Below are 17,692 nucleotides of genomic sequence, written 5' to 3'. Positions count from 1 at the left end.
GAGACCGACTTCAACTAGCCGAGACCGACTTCAACTAGCCGAGACCGACTTCAACTAGCTGAGGAAGTCGATCGTGCGCCCATGCGTGGCCTGGTGGAGGGGCCAGGCCATGGCGAGATCTTGCCAGGGGAGTCCCACGGGCGCATAGACGGTGACCTCCTCCGCTGACCGGCGTCCTGCAGCAGCGCCGGTCAGCACCTCGGTCAGCGTGTGAACGCCGTCCGCGGTCAAGCCAACGTTGCCCAGAGCACCCATCTGCACCGCGAGCGCCCGATCATCCACCACGACTCGGGCCGCCTCCAACAGATCCCGGGACAGCTCCACCTTCCCCGGCTCGTCCGCGCCCAACGTAGTGAGGTGCAGCCCCGGCCGGAGATCGGCCGCGGTGAGCAGCGGTGTCCGGGACCACGTGGCCAGCACCACGACATCGGCCGCCGCGGCCACCTCCCGTGGACTGTTCACCACCACCCCCGGAATCCCTTGCTGTGCAAGGAAATCCGCGGCACGCCCCGGATCCAGATCGTGCACGACGAGGTGATCGACGTGCCGAAGCGCGGCGATACCCGCCAACGTCATCGCCGCCTGCGCCCCTGCCCCCACCACTCCCACCGCCTGACCTGATCCGGGGAGGACCTTGTGCCCGATCTGGGGGTGTGATCCTCCCCAGGTCGGCTCGGCTGGTCGGGCCAAGGTGATTGTGGCCAGGGCGGCGGCCAGGCCGGTGCGCCAGGCGGTGACGGTGGCGCTGTCCAGGAGCGCGAGGAGCGTGCCGTCGGTCAGGTCGTGGAGGCAGACCACGCCGCGGAGCGCGGGTGTCGCACCAGGGAACTTCGCGTTGACCTTCACGGTGTACGCCGGAATGCCTGGAATCAACCCGGGCAACAACGCAGTCGCCGTACCAGGTCCTGGAAGGTCTGTGCGGATGCGCAACGGCTCCACCTCGGCGGCCTGCAGGAAACCGGTGCGCAGACACTCCAGTACGTCGGGCACCTGGAGGGACTGCAGGATGTCCGAGCGCGTCAACAGGACTGTCATCAGACGATGTTCCGTTCGGCTCGGGTGCCGGACTGGAACCGGCGCGCATCCAGTGGGGTGACGTCGACGACCGGCGGGCGACCCAGGTACAGGTCGCGGATCACCTCACCGACCGCCGGGCCTTGCAGGAAACCGTGTCCCGAAAATCCTGTCGCATAAAGGAAACGCGACGATGTGTCCGCCTCGCCGATCAGCGCGTTGTGATCAGGCGTCACCTCGTACAGCCCGGCCCAGCCACCCGTCAGCCCGACATCGAGCAACGCAGGCGCTCGCCTCGCCATCGCCTCGGTGAGGCGCGGGATCCACGCGTCGGTCCGGCCCAGGTGAAACCCGGGCAGCTCGTCCGGATCCGACATCCCGACCAGCAACCCAGGGCCCTCGCGATGGAAGTAGAACGTGCTCGTGAAGTCGATCGTCATCGGCAACGTGTCCGGCAGACCTGCGATCGCCTCGGTCACGACGATCTGCCGCCGCAGCGGGACCACCGGCAGGTCGACCCCGACCATCGCCGCAAGCCCCGCCGACCAGGCGCCCGCCGCACAGATCACCGTCGGCGTCCGAACGACCCCGCGATTCGTCCGCACGCCGGCCGCATCGATCCCGACCACCTCGCACCCGGTCACCAGCGTCGCGCCCAGCCGCCGCGCCGCCGACGCATATCCGAGTACGACGGACTCCGGCGTGCAATGCCCCGCGGTTGGCGAGAAGCAGGCGCCGACCAGCCCGTCCGGCGCCACGAGCGGCGCCAGCGCGACGGCTTCGTCGACGGAAACCATCCGCGTCGGTCGCCCGCCGGTTTCCTGCAGGCGGTTCTGCAGGGCGGTGCTCTCGCGGAAATGCTCGACCTGCTCGGCAGTCTCCAGGAGGAACAGATACCCGACCCGATGCAGATCGATGTCCTGCCCCGGCCGCTCGCCGAACCGCGCGAACGCCTCCAGACTGCGGGCGCCCAGCGCGATGTTCACCTCGTCGGAGAAGTTCGCACGCACCCCGCCGGCCGCCTTGCAGGTCGAGCCCGAGCCGAGTCCGTTCATCTCCAGCAGCACGACGTCCGGTACGCCGGCCTCGGCCAGGTGAAACGCGATACTCGTGCCCATCACGCCGCCGCCGATGATCACCACCTCGGCGGTTTCCGGCAGCGGTGCCGCCATCAGGGCAGCCGGAACGAGAGGTCGGCCTCCACCGTCTCCGTATCCATCTGGGCCTTCTGGAGCTTGCCCGAGTAGTCCCAGTTCAGCGACTGCCAGCGGGTGAACTGGTCCAGCACCCACATCCCACTCTGCCGCGAACCGTTCCCCGACTTCCCGTTTCCGCCGAACGGCAGGTGCGCCTCCGCACCGGACGTCGAGTTGTTGACGCTGACCATCCCCGCCGAGATTCCCTGCGCGAACCGGAACGCCTTGTTCGGGTCGGTGGTGTAGATCGAACTCGACAGCCCGTACCCCGACTTGTTGCCCAGCGCAATCGCTTCGTCCAGCTCGGAGTACGCCGTGACGCCGACGACCGGACCGAACGTCTCGTTCAGGAACAGCTCGTCGTCCGGCCGCACGCCGGCCACGATCACCGGGTGGTAGAAGAGCCCGGCTGCCGGATCACCGACGAACCCGGGGCGAGGGTTGGCGGCCGTGACCCGGCCGATCGCGCCGATCACCCGGTGGTGAGCGGTGATCCAGCCCAGTGACTTCTCGAAGCCGGCCGCGAACTTCTCGTCCAGCAACGGCCCGAACAGCACGTCCTGGGTCGGGTCGCCCATCGCCGCCGCCGCGGTGGCGCGGGCGAAGCGGTCGAGGAACTCGTCGTACACGGACCGGTGCACGATCGCCGTGCCGAGGGACGTGCAGCGCTGGCCCGCCGTACCGAAGCCGGAGAACAGGGCGCCTTCGACCGCCAGGTCCAGGTCCGCGTCCTCGGTGATCACCATCGGGTTCTTGCCGCCGAGCTCCAGGCACGGGGTCTGCAGGTGCCGGCCGCACAGCTCACCGATCCGGGTACCGACCGCGCTCGAACCGGTGAACCCGACCTTGGTGATCAGTCCGGCCTGCAACGCCTGCTCGAGACCCGCGAACGTGTCCGGCCCGTCGGCGTACACCACGTTGAAGACCCCGGCCGGTACGCCGGAATGCGCGAAGATCTCGTAGAACGCGTCGGAAACGACGGCGGAGTATTCCGCCGGTTTCCAGACCACGGAGTTTCCGCACAGCAGCGCCGGCACGATGTACCAGGACGGAACGGCGACCGGAAAGTTTCCGGCGGTGATCACGGAAACCGTTCCGACCGGGCGCCGGAACGTGAACAGCTGCTTGTCCGGCATTTCCGACGGCACCGTCTGCCCGTACAGCCGGCGGCCCTCGCCGAGGAAGAAGTCGCAGGTGTCGATGATCTCCTGCACCTCGCCGAGCGCCTCGGCGAGCGGCTTCCCGATCTCCCGGGTGACCAGTGCGGCGAGCCGTTCCTTGTTGGCGGTCATCAGCCGGCCGACGTTCGAGATCACCTGGCCGCGCTGCGGTGCCGGCGTCGCGGCCCAGGCCGGCTGCGCGGCGTGCGCCGCCTCGGCCGCCCGCACGAACACCTCCGGCCCGGCGCTCCCGATCGTCCCGACGATCTCGCTCAACCGCGCGGGATTGGTCGACGCGGTACGCCGTACCGTCTCCGCAACCCGCTCGCCACCGACAACGGACAGCACCTCACCGGCCACGCGGCATCCTCTCCTCGTCTGAACCGCAACTCTAGATCGCGGGCGGCACCTTGTGGTCGGGATAGAGGTCCGGGATCGGGATCGGCTGCCGCCACAGGTGCGAGTCGGGGTGGACCATGCCGTGCCGGATCGCGATCATCCGGAGCAGGCGGAGCGGGCCGGCGATCAGCACGAACGCCAGCGGGAGCTCGACCAGCAGCGCGCTGAGCAGCGCCTGGGTGAGGTCGCCGCCGCGCTGGCTGGTCATCACGTCGACCCAGGCGTCGCAGATCAGCAGGACGCCGGACGCGAACGCGGTCGGGAACACGAACTGCTTGCGTTTCCAGCCGCCGATCGCGGTCAGCACCAGCATCGTGAGCAACAAGATGTCGAACCCGACCCAGGTCGCGACCCAGTTCCGGGCCACGTAGTGGTTGGGCAGGGTGATCGCCAGGTACACCGTCCACGGGACCAGGACCGCCACACACACCAGGACCAGGACGGTCCGCCACTTGCGGATCCGCTCGATCGTCTGCCGGGACGGCAACCCGCCCGGTCGCGGGGCGAGCCGCAGGATCAGGTCCCGTCGCTCGGCCGGCGTCATCGCCGCGATGTCTTCATCGGTCAGCTGCACGTTTCGAGTATGCCTTGTGATTGCATTCACAAGCTAGTAGGATGTTTCTCCGAAGCAACTGTCGACGACGACAGACGAGGTGTGGCGATGACCAAGCGCAGACCACCGGGTATGAGTAACCAGGAATGGGTCGAGTCGCAGATCAAGCTGGCCCAGAACCAGGGCGAGTTCGACAATCTGCCCGGAGCGGGCAAGCCACTGAAGCTCGCCGACCAGCACGACCCCGACTGGTGGGTCAAGGACTTCATCCGCCGTGAGGACGTCGAGACCGAGGCGTTGCTGCCGCCGGCGGTCCAGCTCCGCAAGGAGAAGCAGCACGTCCACGAGAAGGTCCGCGGCATGCGGCGCGAGTCCGAGGTCCGCGAGTACCTGGCGGACCTGAACAAGCGGATCCGGGTCAGCATCCGCGACACCACCGGCCCGGTCGTGCCGACCGGCCCGGTGAACGAGGAAGCGGTCATCGCGCAGTGGCGGATGGACCGGCCCGCACGCGAGCCCCGGCCGCAGCCCGCCGGGGAACACCGGCCGGCGCGGAAGAAGTCGATCTGGCAGCGGCTGTTCAGCTGAGCAGGTCGCGGGCCGCGCGTTCGATGGTCTGCTCGGCGAGCAGGACCTCGTGCGCGGCCGCGCCGAGCGGGACGTACGAGTCGTAACTCGTCACCCGCGCCAGCCGCCCGGCGTACCCGTGGTCGATGAGCGTGGCCAGGACGCCCTCGGAGACCCCGCCGGAGCGCCGGGTCTCGTCGGCGACCAGCACCCGGCCGGTGGCTGTTGCCTCGCGCAACAGATCCTCGACCGGCAAGGGCGCCAGCCAGCGCAGGTCGAGAACCCTGACCCCGGGCACCCGAGCCGCTACCCGAAGACTCATCGGTACACCGTTCCCGAACGTCACAATCGTCAGCTCACTGCCGTCCCCGTAGGTCCGGCCCCGCCCGATCGGCACCGGCTCGGAGGGGTACGCCGCCAGCCACTGCTCGTCACCGTCCTCGTACAGGTCACGCCGGTGGTAGAGCGCGATCGGCTCGAGGAACACGCTGACCGTCCCGGACGAACGCGCCGCGGCCGCGCAGGCATGCAGCATCGCGGCCGCGTCGTCGGGCCGCGACGGTGACGCGATGACGACGCCCGGGATGTCCCGCAGTACGCCGATCGCGTCGTCGTTGTGGAAATGACCGCCGAAGCCCTTCTGGTACCCGTACCCGGCGATCCGCAGCACCATCGGGTTCGCGTACTGCTCCTGCGAGAAGAACTTCAGTGACGCCGCCTCGCCGCGGAGCTGGTCCTCGGCGTTGTGCAGGTAGGCGAGGTACTGGATCTCCGGGATCGGCAGCAGTCCGGAGACGCCCGCGCCGAGCCCGAGTCCGAGGATCGACTGCTCGTCGAGCAACGTGTCGAACACCCGGGCCGGTCCGAACGCCTTCTGCAGTCCGCGCGTCACGCCGTACACACCGCCCTTGCGGCCGACGTCCTCGCCGAAGACCATCGCCTCCGGGTAGGACGCCAGTACGTCGCCCAAGGCGCGGTTGACGGATTGACTCAGCGTCAGGAGCTCGGTGGAGGACGTGCGCTCCGGCAGCGCATCGGCGACCGCCTCCGGCGCTGGGAAGCGCAAGGGCGCCGCGACGGCCGCCGCGGAGGTGAGCTGCGGAAGCCCCGCGACCTCGGCCGCGATCCGGAGCGCCTCCGCCTGCTTGTCCTCGTACAGCTCGATGATCTCGTCGGCGGTGTAGCCGGCGCCCAGCAGGTACCGCGCCGTGCCGAGCAGCGGGTCGAGCTCCTCGTCCGCGGCCAGCTCGGCGGGCGAGCGGTACGCCGTCTCGACGTCCGAGCCCGCGTGGCCGAGCAACCGCACGGTCCGCAGTCGCAGGAACGCGGGCCGCCGGTTCCGGCGTACGAACGTCGCGGCCTCGGTCGCCATCGACAGTGCCGCGTCGAGGTCGGTGCCGTCCGCGTCGAAGTACCGCAGGCCGGGGCGCGAGCCGTACGCCTGCCGGATCCAGCCGTCCGGTGTCCGCACGCTGATCCCGATCCCGTTGTCCTCGCAGACCAGCAGCAACGGCATCGGCAGACCCTGGTACGACGCGTGCAGCGCGGCGTTGATCGCGCCGGTCGCCGTCGAGTGGTTCGCGGACGCGTCCCCGAAGCTGGTCACCACGATCGCGTCGGCCGGCCACGGCGACGGTACGCCGAGCTTCGCCGCCCGGGCCAGCGAGAACGCGACGCCCATCGCCCGCGGCAGGTGCGACGCGATCGTCGAGGTCTGTGGGATGACCGCCAGCTCGGCGCGGCCGAACACCTTGTGCCGGCCGCCCGCGATCGGCTCGCTGGTGGCTGCGGCGACGCCGAGCAGGATGTCCCGCAGGCCGTCCTTGGAGCCGCACTGGGCGGCCCGGGTCAGGTAGAACGCGCCGGAGCGGTAGTGCAGCAGTGCCGGGTCGGTCGGCTCCAGGGCGGCGGCGACCGCCGCGTTGCCCTCGTGACCGGCCGAGCCGATCGTGTAGAAGCCGGTGCCCTGGGACTGCATCCAGCGGGCGGCGAGGTCCGCGTGCCGGCTGCCGAGCTGAGCGTCGAACAGGCCGCGGAGCAGCTCTGCGTCGTGCTCCCACGGGGCCGGGGCGAGGCCGCGGACGCGGTCGGCGAAGGTCCTCATCTGATACATCATCCGCGAAGACGGCCGGCACCACAGCGGCGACCACACCCTGAACACACACCCGGTGGATTGCTCAGGCGCCGGAGGGGGAACGGTGCTGGGGTGTTGTTCGTTCTTCGGGGGAGGACTTCGTGGGTTCTGTGGGGTGTGCTGGGTGACGGTGAGTGAGTGATGCGTCAGTCCGGGTTGGTACGGCGGATGGGCCTCGCGGCCGGTCTCGGGGTCGGGACCGCCGGGGCGCTCGCCGGTGTCCTGCTGCTCGGCCCGGTGGCCGCGTCGATCCTGCTCGCCGCGGTGTTCGTGCTGGTCTGGCCGCTGGCGGCGGTGGTCCGGCACGTGACGGACGACGCGCCGTACGGCTCGGCGGGTCTGGTCGCGGCGACGGCGGCGGCCGCGGTGCTGGCCTTGCCGGGGTTGGTCCGGCTGCTCGCCTGGGGTGGACTCGGTGTCACCGCGGCGCTGGTCCTGGCCGCACTCTTCGTGCTGATCGACCTCGCCGTACCCGATCGGCCGCCGCGGCGAGCGACCCGCAAGCAGCGCAAGCTGGAGCGGTTGACCGAGGCTCAGCTGGCTGACGACGAGCAGTTGATCGCGTCGTTGAAGTGCCCGCTCAGCATCGAGGAGCTCTGCGGTGTCTGGTCGGAGACCGTGACGCAGCTCGCCCACGACGCCGGGCTCCGGGACCGCCAGGCAGTCGCCGAGGTACGGCGGATCTGCCTCGACGAGTTCGAAAAACGCAACCCGGACGGCTTCCACCGCTGGCTCGACGCCGGCGCCCCGGCGAATCCGAGCCGCTACCTCCTGCCTACGCCGGGAGAAGGCCCCACACGCCTTTGAGCACCGTGGTCGCCCCGCCGACCAGGGCCAGCATCAGTACCAGCAGCCGCGCCCGTGGCTCGGACACCCGTCCGGCCAGCGTCCGCCCGGCCACCGCTCCGATGGCCAATCCGATCGCCGCGACGATCCACTGGACCCTGCTGAGCTGCGGAGGTCCGCTCGCGACGACCGAGAAGACGTTGACGACGGCGCCGTAGAACAGCGCGTTCGGGACGAATTCGTGGATCGTCCAGCCCGCGTTGACGGCGTACAGGGAGACCGGCGGACCGCCGAGACCCGCGGCCGCGTTCATGAAACCGCCGACCGCGCCGGCGCTCACGGCTCCACCGACACCACTCAGCGCGCGCAGCCGGAGACCGCGAAGCAGCAGCAGTACGGCGACCGTCACCAGCGCACCCATCGTGACCAGCAGAACGGGCTCGGGCAGCCGCCGCGCGAACCAGCCGCCGACCGGAACCGTGCACGCCGCAGCGACGATCAACGGCACCATCGAGCGCAACCGAACCCGTCGCCAACCCTCGGACAGACCGGCCAGACAGATCACTCCGGCCGCACAGTTGGCCAGCGCCACACCGTCCTGAGCCCCAAGAACCAGCACCAACGCCGGCACTGCGACCAGGGCGAACCCCATCCCGGTCATCCACTGGACCGACGCCCCCAACACCACCACGCCACCCAGCAGAAGCCCACCCACGCCAATGACCCTAGCCGGTCGGTTCAGGCCGCCTGGTGCCCGGTCTTCTGCTGCCCGGTTGTCTTCTGTGTTGCCTGTTCAGAGGCGGTTGTAGCGCTTGCGGGCCTCGCGGCTCTCCTTCTGGGCGTCGCGGGCCGCGCGGCGGGCTTCGTCGAGTTCGGAGCCGAGGCGGTGCACGAGGGCCTGAGCCTCCGAGAGCGCTTCGCGAGCGTCGTCGAGTTGGGTGTCGAGGTCCTCGACCTTCGCCTCGGCCTGCTGCGCCGCCGCGACCGCGTCCTCCAGGGCCTGCTTGGCCTTGGCCCGCTCGGCGGCCTCCCGTTCCTCCTGCTCCCGTTGCGCGGCGTCCTGCTTCTCCTTCGCGGTCTCCGTCTCGACCCGCTGCTGCGCTGTGCGACGATCACGAGCGGCCCGGCGGCGTTCGTCGGTGAGCGGCGTGACGTTGGACGGTTCGCCGTTCTCGTCGACGACGCCGAACCCGACGTGCCGCAGCGCACTGCTCAGGCGGCCTTCCCGCACCGCATCGCCCGCGGCCGGATCCACCAGCGCCGCGTCGAGGGTCTCGCGGAGCTTCTGGCCGACGTCCGCGCTGATCTTCTGGCCCTCGTCGCCGGCCAACCGGGCGGCCTGCTTGGCCAGCGCGTCCAGCAGTTTGTGGCGCTTCGGCGTCAGTTCGCGCAGCCGCTCGCCGTCGAGATCGGCGGTCGCCTCGCGGAACTCGTCACCGAGCGCGAGCAGGTCGTCGAGCTCGTCCGGAAGCTTGCGGGCCAGCAGGTTGGTGACCCAGGCCGCGACCGTCGGCTTGCGCAGCGCCTTCAGCCGGGTCGACCCGAGCGGGTCGCCGTCGGCCTTCAGCTGCTTGGCCAGCTCATTGCGGGTGGCAATGAACTCGGCAGCCGGCGCCGCGTAGAGCGCGTCCGCCGCCTCGTCGAAGTCCACGAGGCGACGCTACCGCACCGAGCCGCGTCCGCCGCCGGCCTCGGAAGACCCCCGAGCTAGCTCTTCTTGTGTACTCCGGCGGCCAGGTCGGCGCGTAGCTTCTCCAGGATCCCGCGCAGCAGCCGGGAGACCTGCATCTGGCTGACCCCGAGTTCGTGGCCGATCTCCTCCTGGGTGAAGCCGTTGCAGAACCGCAGCTGGAGGATCCGCTTGTCCCGGTCGCCGAGGTTCGCGACCGCCGGCGTGAGGGTGTGCACGTCCTCGACCAGGTCATAGCCGTTCTCGGCGTCCGCGACCGTGTCGAGCAGGCTGGTGCCACCCTCCGACGCGCCCGGAGCGTCCAGGGACAGCGTGCTGAAACAGCCACGGACCGAGGTGGCCTCGGCGACCTCGGACGCTTCGGTGCCGAGCGCCTCGGCGGTCTCCTCGTCGGTCGGCACGTGCCCGAGCCGCTGGATCAGCTCCGGCTCGGCCGCGGCGATGTTGCCCTGCATCTCCTGGACCCGGCGTGGCGGCCGGATCGTCCAGGCGCAGTCGCGGAAGTACCGCTTCAGCTCACCCCGGATGGTCGGTACGGCGTACGAGAGGAACGCGGTCGAGGCGTCCAGGCGGTAGCCGTTGGCGGCTTTCACCAGCCCCAGGTACGCGACCTGCTCGAGGTCGTCGGCGTCCACACCCTTGCTGCGGTAGCGCGAGGCGATCGATCTCGCCACCGGCGCGTTCAGCAGGACGACCTCGTCGAGGCACGCCTGATGGCGGGGATCCGGGACGCTGTCCGCCTCGAGCAGCAGTTCGTGGGTGGCATCGGCGATGGTTTGCTTGGTGTCTTCGGCAGCTGCGATCGTCACGGGAGATACCTCGTCGTGTCGTCGTGCAAGTCTGGTGGCAGGGGGCTCAACCACTGGTTCCACCAGACCAAACTCGGCCAGCGCTTTCAAGTACCAGGCTGTTACGACTGTTTGAAACGACTGTCGCCTGACGGTAACTGTCAGGTTTCGGTGCTTCGCTGACACCTATGAACGCTTGCTGCGCCGTCGTCGACCTGCGCCAGTACACGCTGCACCCCGGACATCGGGACACTCTGATCGACCTCTTCGACACGTACTTCGTCGAGGGACAGGAGCAGACCGGGATGCACATCTCCGGTCAGTTCCGTGACCTCGATCACCCGGACCGGTTCGTCTGGTTGCGCGGCTTCCGTGATCTGCCCGCGCGGGCGGACGCGCTGAACGCCTTCTACTACGGGCCGATCTGGCGGGCGCACGCCGCGGCCGCGAACGCGACGATGGTTGACTCGGACAACGCTTTGTTACTCAGGCCGGTGCGGCTCGGTGCGGCGTACCCGGCGCTCGACGTGGTGCGGGAGGACGGGCCGGCGGACTCGGTGGTCGCCGGCGCCGTCTATCACCGGGGTGCGGAGGACGACGGGTTCGTCGAGTTCTTCACCGACCGGGTCGCGCCGGTGCTGGCCGGCACCGGGGCCGAGCCGGTCGCGGTGTTCGAGAGTCTGGTTGCCGAGAACAACTTTCCGCAGCTGCCGTTGCGGGACGAGGTGGTGCTCGCCTGGTTCGCACGGTTCGCCGGCGACACGGCGTACGCCGAGCATCGCCGGCAGCTCGCGGCGTCCAGGGTGTGGCAGCAGCGGGTGCTGCCGGAACTGGTCTGCCGGTCGGCGCGGCCGGCCCAGGAACTGCGGCTCCGGCCGACCGCGCGATCGCAGTTCCGGTAAATACGTTGCGGGGTGCGGAGCGGGCGGGCATCCTGGTCTGACCGAGTAGCGGCGAACGCTGCCTGGACCTAAGGAGGGCTGACGGATGGCCATCACTGTGCTGCGGCATGTCCGCGTCAGTTTCTCTTCTTCGTTCAGGAGCACACCCGTTGTCTTCGAAGTACCACATCTCTGACACCACTTCTTCCGCAGATCTCGACTCCCGCTGGGCTGCCCGCGCCGAAGGCGCTTTCAGCGAATTCAGCACCAGCGACGAGTCCCTACCAGATCCGTCCGATGCCTTCGTCTTCAAGTTCCACTCGGTGGACGAGCGTCTGGGCCCGGATCAGCGGTGGTCCACCTGGCTGGACGTCGAGCGCGGCTCTCGCGGCCCGGAACCACGACCCGACTGGGTTGTGACGGAACAGGCTGCGATCGACACCGAGCTCGGCGTCCTCAAAACCGGTAAGGAAGCCGACGTCTTCCTGGTCGAACGGGCCGTCGAAGCCATCGGCGACAACCCGGCGAAGTCCTCGCTGCTGGCCGCGAAGCGGTACCGCACCGAGGAACACCGGTCGTTCCACCGCAGCACGGCGTACGTCGAGGGCCGCCGGGTCCGTAACAGCCGCGACAGCCGGGCGATGCACAAGAAGACCGCGCACGGCCGCAGTGTCGCCGCGGGCCAGTGGGCAGGCGCGGAGTGGGGCGCGCTGTGTCAGCTGTGGACGGCCGGCGTCCCGGTGCCGTACCCCGTGCAGGTCGACGGCACCGAACTGCTGATGGAGTTCATCGACGACGGTCAGGGCGGCGCCGCGCCGCGGCTCGCCCAGGTCCGGCCGTCGCAGGACCTGCTCGGTCATTACTTCGAGCAGGTCCGCCACGGGATGCGTGAGCTGGCCCGCGCCGGTCTGGCCCACGGTGACCTCTCGCCGTACAACGTCCTCGCCCAGGGGGAGCGGATCGTGATGATCGACCTCCCACAGGTGATCGATGTGGTCGGCAATCCCAAGGGCATGGAGTTCCTGCTGCGCGACTGCCACAACATGGCGACCTGGTTCACCAACCGCGGGCTGGAGATCGACGAACAGGAACTGTTCGCCGACCTGCTCACCATGGTGTTCTGATCGCCTCCTGGAACAGGGGGACGAGCGGGACCAGCCGGTCGGGGTAGGTGTCGACGAGACCGTCGACGTGATTACCTGCCTCGACCCGCTGGTACCTGTGCAAGCCGGTGTGCCGCGCCATCTCGGCGTACACGTCGGAGTCCTGGGTGATCGGGAGCAGGCTGTCGTAGGTGCCCTGGATGGTGACCAGCGGCTTGCGGATCTTCCCGGTCAGCGCGATCCGCTTGATCGCCTTGTGTGCTTCGGGCCGGAACGCGTAGTCGTAGTCCGCTTCGCTACCGGTGTACGTCGGGTCCAGCTCGGCGGCGTAGATCCGCTGGGTCAGCTTCCAGTAGACCGTGTAGTGGTAGTCCCACAGGAACTCGGACCTCGGGTCGAAGCCGGCGGCCGTGATCAACGCCGGGTTCTGCTGCTCGTAACCTTTGATTGCCTGCGGCAAGTGCGTGAACAGGTTCGGCCCGTCGACGGTCCAGAGCGTGCCCTCGAGGTCGACACCGCGGGTGTACAGCTCGGGGTGGTTCTCGAGCTGCCAGCGGACCAGGTACCCGCCGTTCGAGATCCCGGCCGCTACCACCTCGCGGGGGCGATGCCCGTAGTACTGCTCGACGGTGGCGCGAGCTGCTCGGGCGAGCTGGGTCATCCGCACGTTCCACTCGACGATCGCGTCCCCGGGCCGCCGGCCGTCGGTGAAGAACTCCGCGCCGGTGTTGCCCTTGTCGGTCGCGGCGTACGCGTACCCGAGTGACAGCACGTAGTCCGAGATCGCGACGTCATTCGCGTACTGCGCCCGTACACCGGGCGACCCGGACACCACGAGACCGCCGTTCCAGTGCTCGGGCAGCCGGATCACGAACTGCGAGTCGTGGTTCCACCCGTGATTGGTGTTGGTGTGCGAGTTGTCCGGGAAGTACCCGTCGATCTGCACCCCGGGTACGCCGGAATGCGCGGGCAGCCCGGCATGGGTCAGACCCGCGTAGTCGGCCGGGTTGGTATGACCGGACCCGACCGTCCCCGCGGTGGTGAGGTCGTCGAGCTGGGCGACCTCCTGGTGCTCCGCATCGGGGACCCGGACCGGAGGACGGGCATCAGCCGGCACGGTCACTCCTGCGAGCAGGACGGTGGCGGTGGCGAGGATGAGGAGTCGGCGCATGGCGTCACGCTAGGATCCCGCCCTCCTGCCCGGACATCGGATCGCAGCACATAACCACGAGGCCAACGATGGTTCCTCAGGACACTGCCTTCGCGGCCGCGCGTCCCGCCGTACGGCCGGTGAAGAGGCAGCCGCCGACGAAGGTACCTTCCAGCGAGCGGTAGCCGTGGACGCCGCCGCCACCGAAGCCCGCGACCTCGCCGGCCGCGTAGACGCCGGGGAGCGGAGTGCCGTCGGCGCGCAGCACGCGGGAGTCCAGATCGGTCTGCAGGCCGCCGAGCGACTTGCGGGTCAGGATGTTCAGCCGGACGGCGATCAGCGGGCCGGCCTTCGGGTCGAGGATGCGATGCGGCGACGCGACCCGGATCAGCTTGTCGCCGCGGTAGTTGCGGGCGCCGCGCAGCGCGGTCACCTGCAGGTCCTTGGTGAACGTGTTGGTCAGCTCGCGGTCCCGCGCGACGATCTGCCGCTCCAGGTCGTCGAGGTCGATCAGGTTCTCGCCGGTGAGGTCGTTCATGCCCCGGACCAGGTCCGGAAGGTTGCCGCGGACAACGAAGTCCGCGCCCTTGTCCATGAACGCCTGCACCGGCGGGGTCGCGCCGCCGCGAGCCCGGCCGAGGACGCCCTTGATGTCCTTGTCGGTGAGGTCCGGGTTCTGCTCCTGGCCGGAGAGGGCGAACTCCTTCTCGATGATCTTCTGGGTCAGCACGAACCACGTGTAGTCGTGCCCGGTCCGCATGATGTGTTCGAGGGTGCCGAGCGTGTCGAACCCGGGGAACAGCGGCACCGGCAGTCGCTTGCCGGTGGCATCGAACCAGAGCGACGAGGGGCCGGGCAGGATGCGGATCCCGTGCAGCGGCCAGATCGGGTCCCAGTTCTGGATGCCTTCGGTGTAGTGCCACATCCGGTCCCGGTTCACGTACCGGCCGCCGGCCTTCTCGGTGATCGCGAGCATCCGGCCGTCGACGTGCGCCGGTACCCCGCTGATCATCCGCTTCGGAGGCGTGCCCATCCGCTCCGGCCACTGTTGACGGACCAGGTCGTGATTGCCGCCGATGCCGCCTGACGTGACGATCACCGCCTGCGCCGTCAGTGCGAAGTCGCCGGCCTCGACACGTGAGCTCGCTTCACCACGCCGTACGCCGCTGGGCTCGAGGATCTTGCCCGCGACGCCGTCCACAGCGCCGCCGGTCACGGTCAGCTCGTCGACGCGATGCCGGAACCGGAACTCGACCAGGCCCTTCGCGACCGCCTCCCGGACGCGTCGCTCGAAGGGCGCGACCAGACCCGGGCCGGTGCCCCAGGTGATGTGGAAGCGTGGCACCGAGTTGCCGTGGCCGTCGGCGTTGTACCCGCCGCGCTCGGCCCAACCGACCACCGGGAAGAACCGCACCCCCTGGGCATGCAGCCACGGGCGTTTCTCGCCGGCCGCCCAGTCGACGTACGCCTCGGCCCATTGGCGCGCCCACTTGTCCTCGTCGTCGAGCCGGTCGAACCCGGCCGAGCCGAGCCAGTCCTGCAGCGCGAGCTCGCGGGAGTCCTTGATCCCCATCCGGCGTTGCTCGGGGGAGTCGACGAACAGCAGGCCGCCGAACGACCAGAACGCCTGGCCGCCGAGCGACGCCTCGGGTTCCTGGTCGAGCAGCAGCACCTTCCGGCCCGCGTCGGCCAGTTCGGCGGTCGCGGCCAGCCCGGCCAGTCCCGCCCCGACGACGATCACATCAGCGTCCATGTCGACCATGTATAGCGCACTTGCGAAGATGAGTGCGTGACGATTCTTTCTGCGCAAAACGTCGTACTTCCCGCAGCTTCGCTCGGTCCGGAGAACCCGCTCGCCCCGCTGCGCACGCAGCGCGAGCCGCACCACGTCGAGAACATCGCGGACCTGCCCGCGGACCTCCGCGAGAACATCGAGTACGGGCGTCTGCACAGCCCGCTGCCGTGCCTGAACCAGGACGGCTACGACCGCACGCTGGTGGAGACGCCGCTCCCCGTGCTGGTGCTGGAGAACGACCACGTCCGGGCGACGGTCCTGCCCGGCCTCGGCGGCCGGCTGTACTCGCTCGTGCACAAGGCGACCGGCGAGGAGTTGCTCTACCGCAACCCCGTCTTCCAGCCCGCGAACCTCGCCCTGCGCAACGCCTGGTTCGCCGGCGGGGTCGAGTGGAACGTCGGCAGCACCGGTCACTGGACCGGCACCTGCGCCCCGATGCACGCCGCCCGCGTCGAAGGCCCGGACGGTACCCCGGTGCTGCGCCTGTGGGAACTCGAGCGCACCCGGAACCTCGTCACCCAACTCGACTTCTGGCTCCCGGACGACTCCGAGTTCCTGTACGTCGGCGTGCGCCTGCAGAACCCGTCCGAGACCGAGGTCCCGGCGTACTGGTGGTCGAACATCGCGGTCCCGCAGTCGCCGGACCGGCGGGTGCTCGTCCCGGCGGACCAGGCGTGGCGGTTCGGGTACGGCAGTCGCCTCGACCTGGTCGACGTACCGCTGTATGAGGGCGCTGATCTGACCTATCCGACGCGGCACCCGCGGGCGGTCGACTTCTTCTTCGAGCCGTTGGCCGACGAGGACTCGTGGATCGCGTCGGTCGACGGCGCCGGGGCCGGTCTGGTGCAGGCGTCGACCGAGGGGCTGCAGGGCCGCAAGCTGTTCGTCTGGGGCCAGGGCGACGGCGGCCACCGCTGGCAGGAGTGGCTGTCGCCGGGACTCGAAGGCGACGGGTACGCCGAGATTCAGGCCGGTCTCGCCCGGACGCAGATGGAGCACCTCAAGCTGCCGGCCGGAACGAACTGGCACTGGCTGGAGGCGTACGGCCGGATGTCGGTGGACCCGGCCGCTGCGCACTCCGACGACTGGCGCACGGCCCGTCGCGCAGGCGCCGCCGCGCTGGCTCCGCTGCTCGAGGCGCTGCCTGCCCAGGAGGAGGCGTGGCTCGAGATCGCCGACGCAGTACCGACGGAAAGTCTCGCGGTCGGCTCGGGATGGGGCGCGCTGGAGTTGGCGCGCACGGGTTGGACGGTGTCAGGCGGTACGCCGTTCGCTCCGGACACGATGACGGCGCGTGAGCGGGCGTGGCTGCCGCTGCTCGACGGACGGCTGCCGGCGGAGGACGACGTACCGGATGGGACGTTGGTGGCGTGGCGGGAGTTGCTGGAGGCCGCGGAGGACAACTGGCTGGTCTGGTACCACCGCGGCGTCGCGCGGCACTACGACGGTGATGTCGACGGCGCGATCGCCGCGTGGCGGCAGTCCGGCGACAATGCCTGGGCTCTACGCAACCTCGGTGTAGTCACGGGAGAATCGGTGTACTACGAGCGCGCGGTCGAACTCCGGCCCGATCTGGTGCCGCTGGTGGTGGAGGCGGTCGCGGCCGCGCTCGACTCCGACGTTGCCCGCGCCGAGCGGATGCTGGCGCACGCCCCGGACGATCCCCGGATCCAATTGCTGCAGGTCAGGCACGCATTGGGACCGGAAACCCGGCGCGCGCCCATGAACTGCTGGCGGCCGGGATCCAGCTCGCCACGGTCCGGGAGGGCGCGAATCCGCTCACCGAGTACTGGCTGGCGGCCGAGGAGGCACTTGGCACCCACCGGCCAGTTCCACCGCAGTACCAGTTCGGGATGGGCGGAAACTGACAACTTCAGGTCAACTCTACCCCTAGCAACACCGCTCCACCGGGCTCTACCATGTTCATGTAGAAAAGATTTTGTACTTACCTGGAACCAAGTGGAATCCGGTGGCGTCTCACCGGTGTGCGGCAAGGGCCGCGCAAGGCAGTTTCGACAACGACCGCGTCACTCGCGGGTGGCGCGTCGGGGGTGAGTGCCATGTTGACGATCGTTGTTCTAGGTTTCGGCCTGGTGCTGGTGGTTGCGGCTTTCATCGTGACCGACGTCCTGGCCGGGATCCGGCGGGACCAGCTCCCCACCGGCACGGAAGAGAAGACCGCGGGACGGGTGATCCGGGTGCGTGGCCCGGTCCGCGGCCAACTGCAGAGCGGTGCCCCGGCGGTCTACACCGAGGTCATCGTGGAGTACTACACCCGCCGGGGTGAGGGCCCGTACGAGGTCGCTCGCAAGTTCCCCGTCGGCAGCCGTATCCCGTACGCCAAGGACGATCGGGTGATCGTCGCCTACGACGTCCGCACACCCCGCCGGGCGCGCCTGGCCGGCCGGGTCAGCCACTGGCCGACCCTGGGCCCGTACTCCGCGGCCCCGGCAGCCTGACCGTTCACCTGCTTGAG

The 17,692-nt window shown here is 69.5% G+C and carries 16 protein-coding genes; 6 read left to right on the top strand and 10 right to left on the bottom strand.

Annotated elements, in window-relative coordinates:
- Window positions 1-54: 54 nt before the first annotated feature.
- Genes ACFYRH_RS00845 through ACFYRH_RS00830 form a run of 4 tightly spaced genes read right to left on the bottom strand, consistent with a single transcriptional unit; the run spans window position 55 to window position 4,343 of the window.
- Window positions 55-1,035: an ornithine cyclodeaminase family protein gene (locus tag ACFYRH_RS00845; protein ID WP_387765957.1), complete on the bottom strand. Its 981-nt coding sequence runs from the start codon at window positions 1,033-1,035 to the stop codon at window positions 55-57.
- Window positions 1,035-2,186, bottom strand: a complete 1,152-nt coding sequence (locus tag ACFYRH_RS00840; protein ID WP_387765954.1) for an NAD(P)/FAD-dependent oxidoreductase — start codon at window positions 2,184-2,186, stop codon at window positions 1,035-1,037. The genes ACFYRH_RS00845 and ACFYRH_RS00840 overlap by 1 nt, the downstream gene beginning before the upstream one ends.
- Window positions 2,186-3,730, bottom strand: a complete 1,545-nt coding sequence (locus ACFYRH_RS00835; protein ID WP_387765951.1) for an aldehyde dehydrogenase family protein — start codon at window positions 3,728-3,730, stop codon at window positions 2,186-2,188. Before ACFYRH_RS00835 ends, ACFYRH_RS00840 begins: the two co-directional genes overlap by 1 nt.
- Window positions 3,731-3,761: 31 nt before the next feature.
- Window positions 3,762-4,343 carry a hypothetical protein gene (locus tag ACFYRH_RS00830; protein WP_387765948.1) on the bottom strand — a complete coding sequence of 194 codons (582 nt, stop codon included), beginning with the start codon at window positions 4,341-4,343 and terminating at the stop codon, window positions 3,762-3,764.
- A gap of 87 nt (window positions 4,344-4,430) precedes the next feature.
- On the opposite strand from ACFYRH_RS00830, the gene ACFYRH_RS00825 reads away from it, so the two are divergent.
- The gene (locus ACFYRH_RS00825) at window positions 4,431-4,910 is read left to right on the top strand and encodes a DUF1992 domain-containing protein (RefSeq protein WP_387765945.1); all 480 of its coding nucleotides are present in this window, start codon (window positions 4,431-4,433) and stop codon (window positions 4,908-4,910) included.
- Here the strand turns inward: ACFYRH_RS00825 and ACFYRH_RS00820 are convergent.
- A complete protein-coding gene (locus tag ACFYRH_RS00820; RefSeq protein WP_387765942.1) occupies window positions 4,903-6,993 on the bottom strand; it encodes a thiamine pyrophosphate-dependent enzyme in 2,091 nt (696 codons plus the stop codon). The genes ACFYRH_RS00825 and ACFYRH_RS00820 overlap by 8 nt on opposite strands.
- A gap of 171 nt (window positions 6,994-7,164) precedes the next feature.
- Here ACFYRH_RS00820 and ACFYRH_RS00815 point away from each other — a divergent pair, with 171 nt between their 5' ends.
- Window positions 7,165-7,830: a hypothetical protein gene (locus tag ACFYRH_RS00815; protein WP_387765939.1), complete on the top strand. Its 666-nt coding sequence runs from the start codon at window positions 7,165-7,167 to the stop codon at window positions 7,828-7,830.
- Here ACFYRH_RS00815 and ACFYRH_RS00810 read toward each other — a convergent pair.
- The 3 genes from ACFYRH_RS00810 to ACFYRH_RS00800 form a co-directional block, all read right to left on the bottom strand.
- Window positions 7,799-8,524: a TSUP family transporter gene (locus ACFYRH_RS00810; RefSeq protein ID WP_387765936.1), complete on the bottom strand. Its 726-nt coding sequence runs from the start codon at window positions 8,522-8,524 to the stop codon at window positions 7,799-7,801. The two genes, ACFYRH_RS00815 and ACFYRH_RS00810, sit on opposite strands and share 32 nt — an antisense overlap.
- A gap of 78 nt (window positions 8,525-8,602) precedes the next feature.
- Window positions 8,603-9,460: a hypothetical protein gene (locus tag ACFYRH_RS00805; protein WP_387765933.1), complete on the bottom strand. Its 858-nt coding sequence runs from the start codon at window positions 9,458-9,460 to the stop codon at window positions 8,603-8,605.
- A 56-nt stretch (window positions 9,461-9,516) separates the two neighbouring features.
- A complete protein-coding gene (locus ACFYRH_RS00800) occupies window positions 9,517-10,308 on the bottom strand; it encodes a sigma-70 family RNA polymerase sigma factor (RefSeq protein ID WP_387765930.1) in 792 nt (263 codons plus the stop codon).
- A 167-nt stretch (window positions 10,309-10,475) separates the two neighbouring features.
- Between ACFYRH_RS00800 and ACFYRH_RS00795 the strand changes: the two genes are divergently transcribed.
- Window positions 10,476-11,189, top strand: coding sequence for an NIPSNAP family protein (locus ACFYRH_RS00795; protein WP_387765928.1), 714 nt, complete (start codon window positions 10,476-10,478; stop codon window positions 11,187-11,189).
- A gap of 149 nt (window positions 11,190-11,338) precedes the next feature.
- Complete coding sequence (locus tag ACFYRH_RS00790) at window positions 11,339-12,292, top strand: serine protein kinase RIO (RefSeq protein ID WP_387765925.1); 954 nt, start codon at window positions 11,339-11,341, stop codon at window positions 12,290-12,292.
- On the opposite strand, the gene ACFYRH_RS00785 is transcribed toward ACFYRH_RS00790, so the two are convergent.
- On the bottom strand, window positions 12,276-13,442 hold the full coding sequence (locus ACFYRH_RS00785; RefSeq protein WP_387765922.1) for a tannase/feruloyl esterase family alpha/beta hydrolase: 1,167 nt from the start codon (window positions 13,440-13,442) through the stop codon (window positions 12,276-12,278). The genes ACFYRH_RS00790 and ACFYRH_RS00785 overlap by 17 nt on opposite strands.
- Window positions 13,443-13,518: 76 nt before the next feature.
- Entirely contained in the window at window positions 13,519-15,174 is a 1,656-nt protein-coding gene (locus tag ACFYRH_RS00780; protein WP_387765919.1) for an FAD-binding dehydrogenase, read from the bottom strand.
- Between the two features lie 36 nt (window positions 15,175-15,210).
- Between ACFYRH_RS00780 and ACFYRH_RS00775 the strand changes: the two genes are divergently transcribed.
- Complete coding sequence (locus ACFYRH_RS00775; protein ID WP_387765916.1) at window positions 15,211-17,271, top strand: DUF5107 domain-containing protein; 2,061 nt, start codon at window positions 15,211-15,213, stop codon at window positions 17,269-17,271.
- A gap of 5 nt (window positions 17,272-17,276) precedes the next feature.
- Entirely contained in the window at window positions 17,277-17,675 is a 399-nt protein-coding gene (locus ACFYRH_RS00770; RefSeq protein ID WP_387765913.1) for a hypothetical protein, read from the top strand.
- Window positions 17,676-17,692: the final 17 nt, after the last annotated feature.

The organism is Kribbella sp. NPDC004875, from assembly GCF_042873375.1.
GTDB lineage: Bacteria > Actinomycetota > Actinomycetes > Propionibacteriales > Kribbellaceae > Kribbella.
Note: the sequence above shows the minus strand (reverse complement) of the source record. Positions and strands in the feature narration are given on the sequence as shown.

Bases quoted from the DNA above. Each gene is read 5' to 3' on its own strand.
- ACFYRH_RS00780 (WP_387765919.1), bottom strand. From the start codon at position 15,174: ATGGACGCTGATGTGATCGTCGTCGGGGCGGGACTGGCCGGGCTGGCC.
- ACFYRH_RS00785 (WP_387765922.1), bottom strand. From the start codon at position 13,442: ATGCGCCGACTCCTCATCCTCGCCACCGCCACCGTCCTGCTCGCAGGA.
- ACFYRH_RS00845 (WP_387765957.1), bottom strand. From the start codon at position 1,035: ATGACAGTCCTGTTGACGCGCTCGGACATCCTGCAGTCCCTCCAGGTG.
- ACFYRH_RS00825 (WP_387765945.1), top strand. From the start codon at position 4,431: ATGACCAAGCGCAGACCACCGGGTATGAGTAACCAGGAATGGGTCGAG.
- ACFYRH_RS00770 (WP_387765913.1), top strand. From the start codon at position 17,277: ATGTTGACGATCGTTGTTCTAGGTTTCGGCCTGGTGCTGGTGGTTGCG.
- ACFYRH_RS00815 (WP_387765939.1), top strand. From the start codon at position 7,165: ATGCGTCAGTCCGGGTTGGTACGGCGGATGGGCCTCGCGGCCGGTCTC.
- ACFYRH_RS00820 (WP_387765942.1), bottom strand. From the start codon at position 6,993: ATGAGGACCTTCGCCGACCGCGTCCGCGGCCTCGCCCCGGCCCCGTGG.
- ACFYRH_RS00795 (WP_387765928.1), top strand. From the start codon at position 10,476: ATGAACGCTTGCTGCGCCGTCGTCGACCTGCGCCAGTACACGCTGCAC.
- ACFYRH_RS00840 (WP_387765954.1), bottom strand. From the start codon at position 2,186: ATGGCGGCACCGCTGCCGGAAACCGCCGAGGTGGTGATCATCGGCGGC.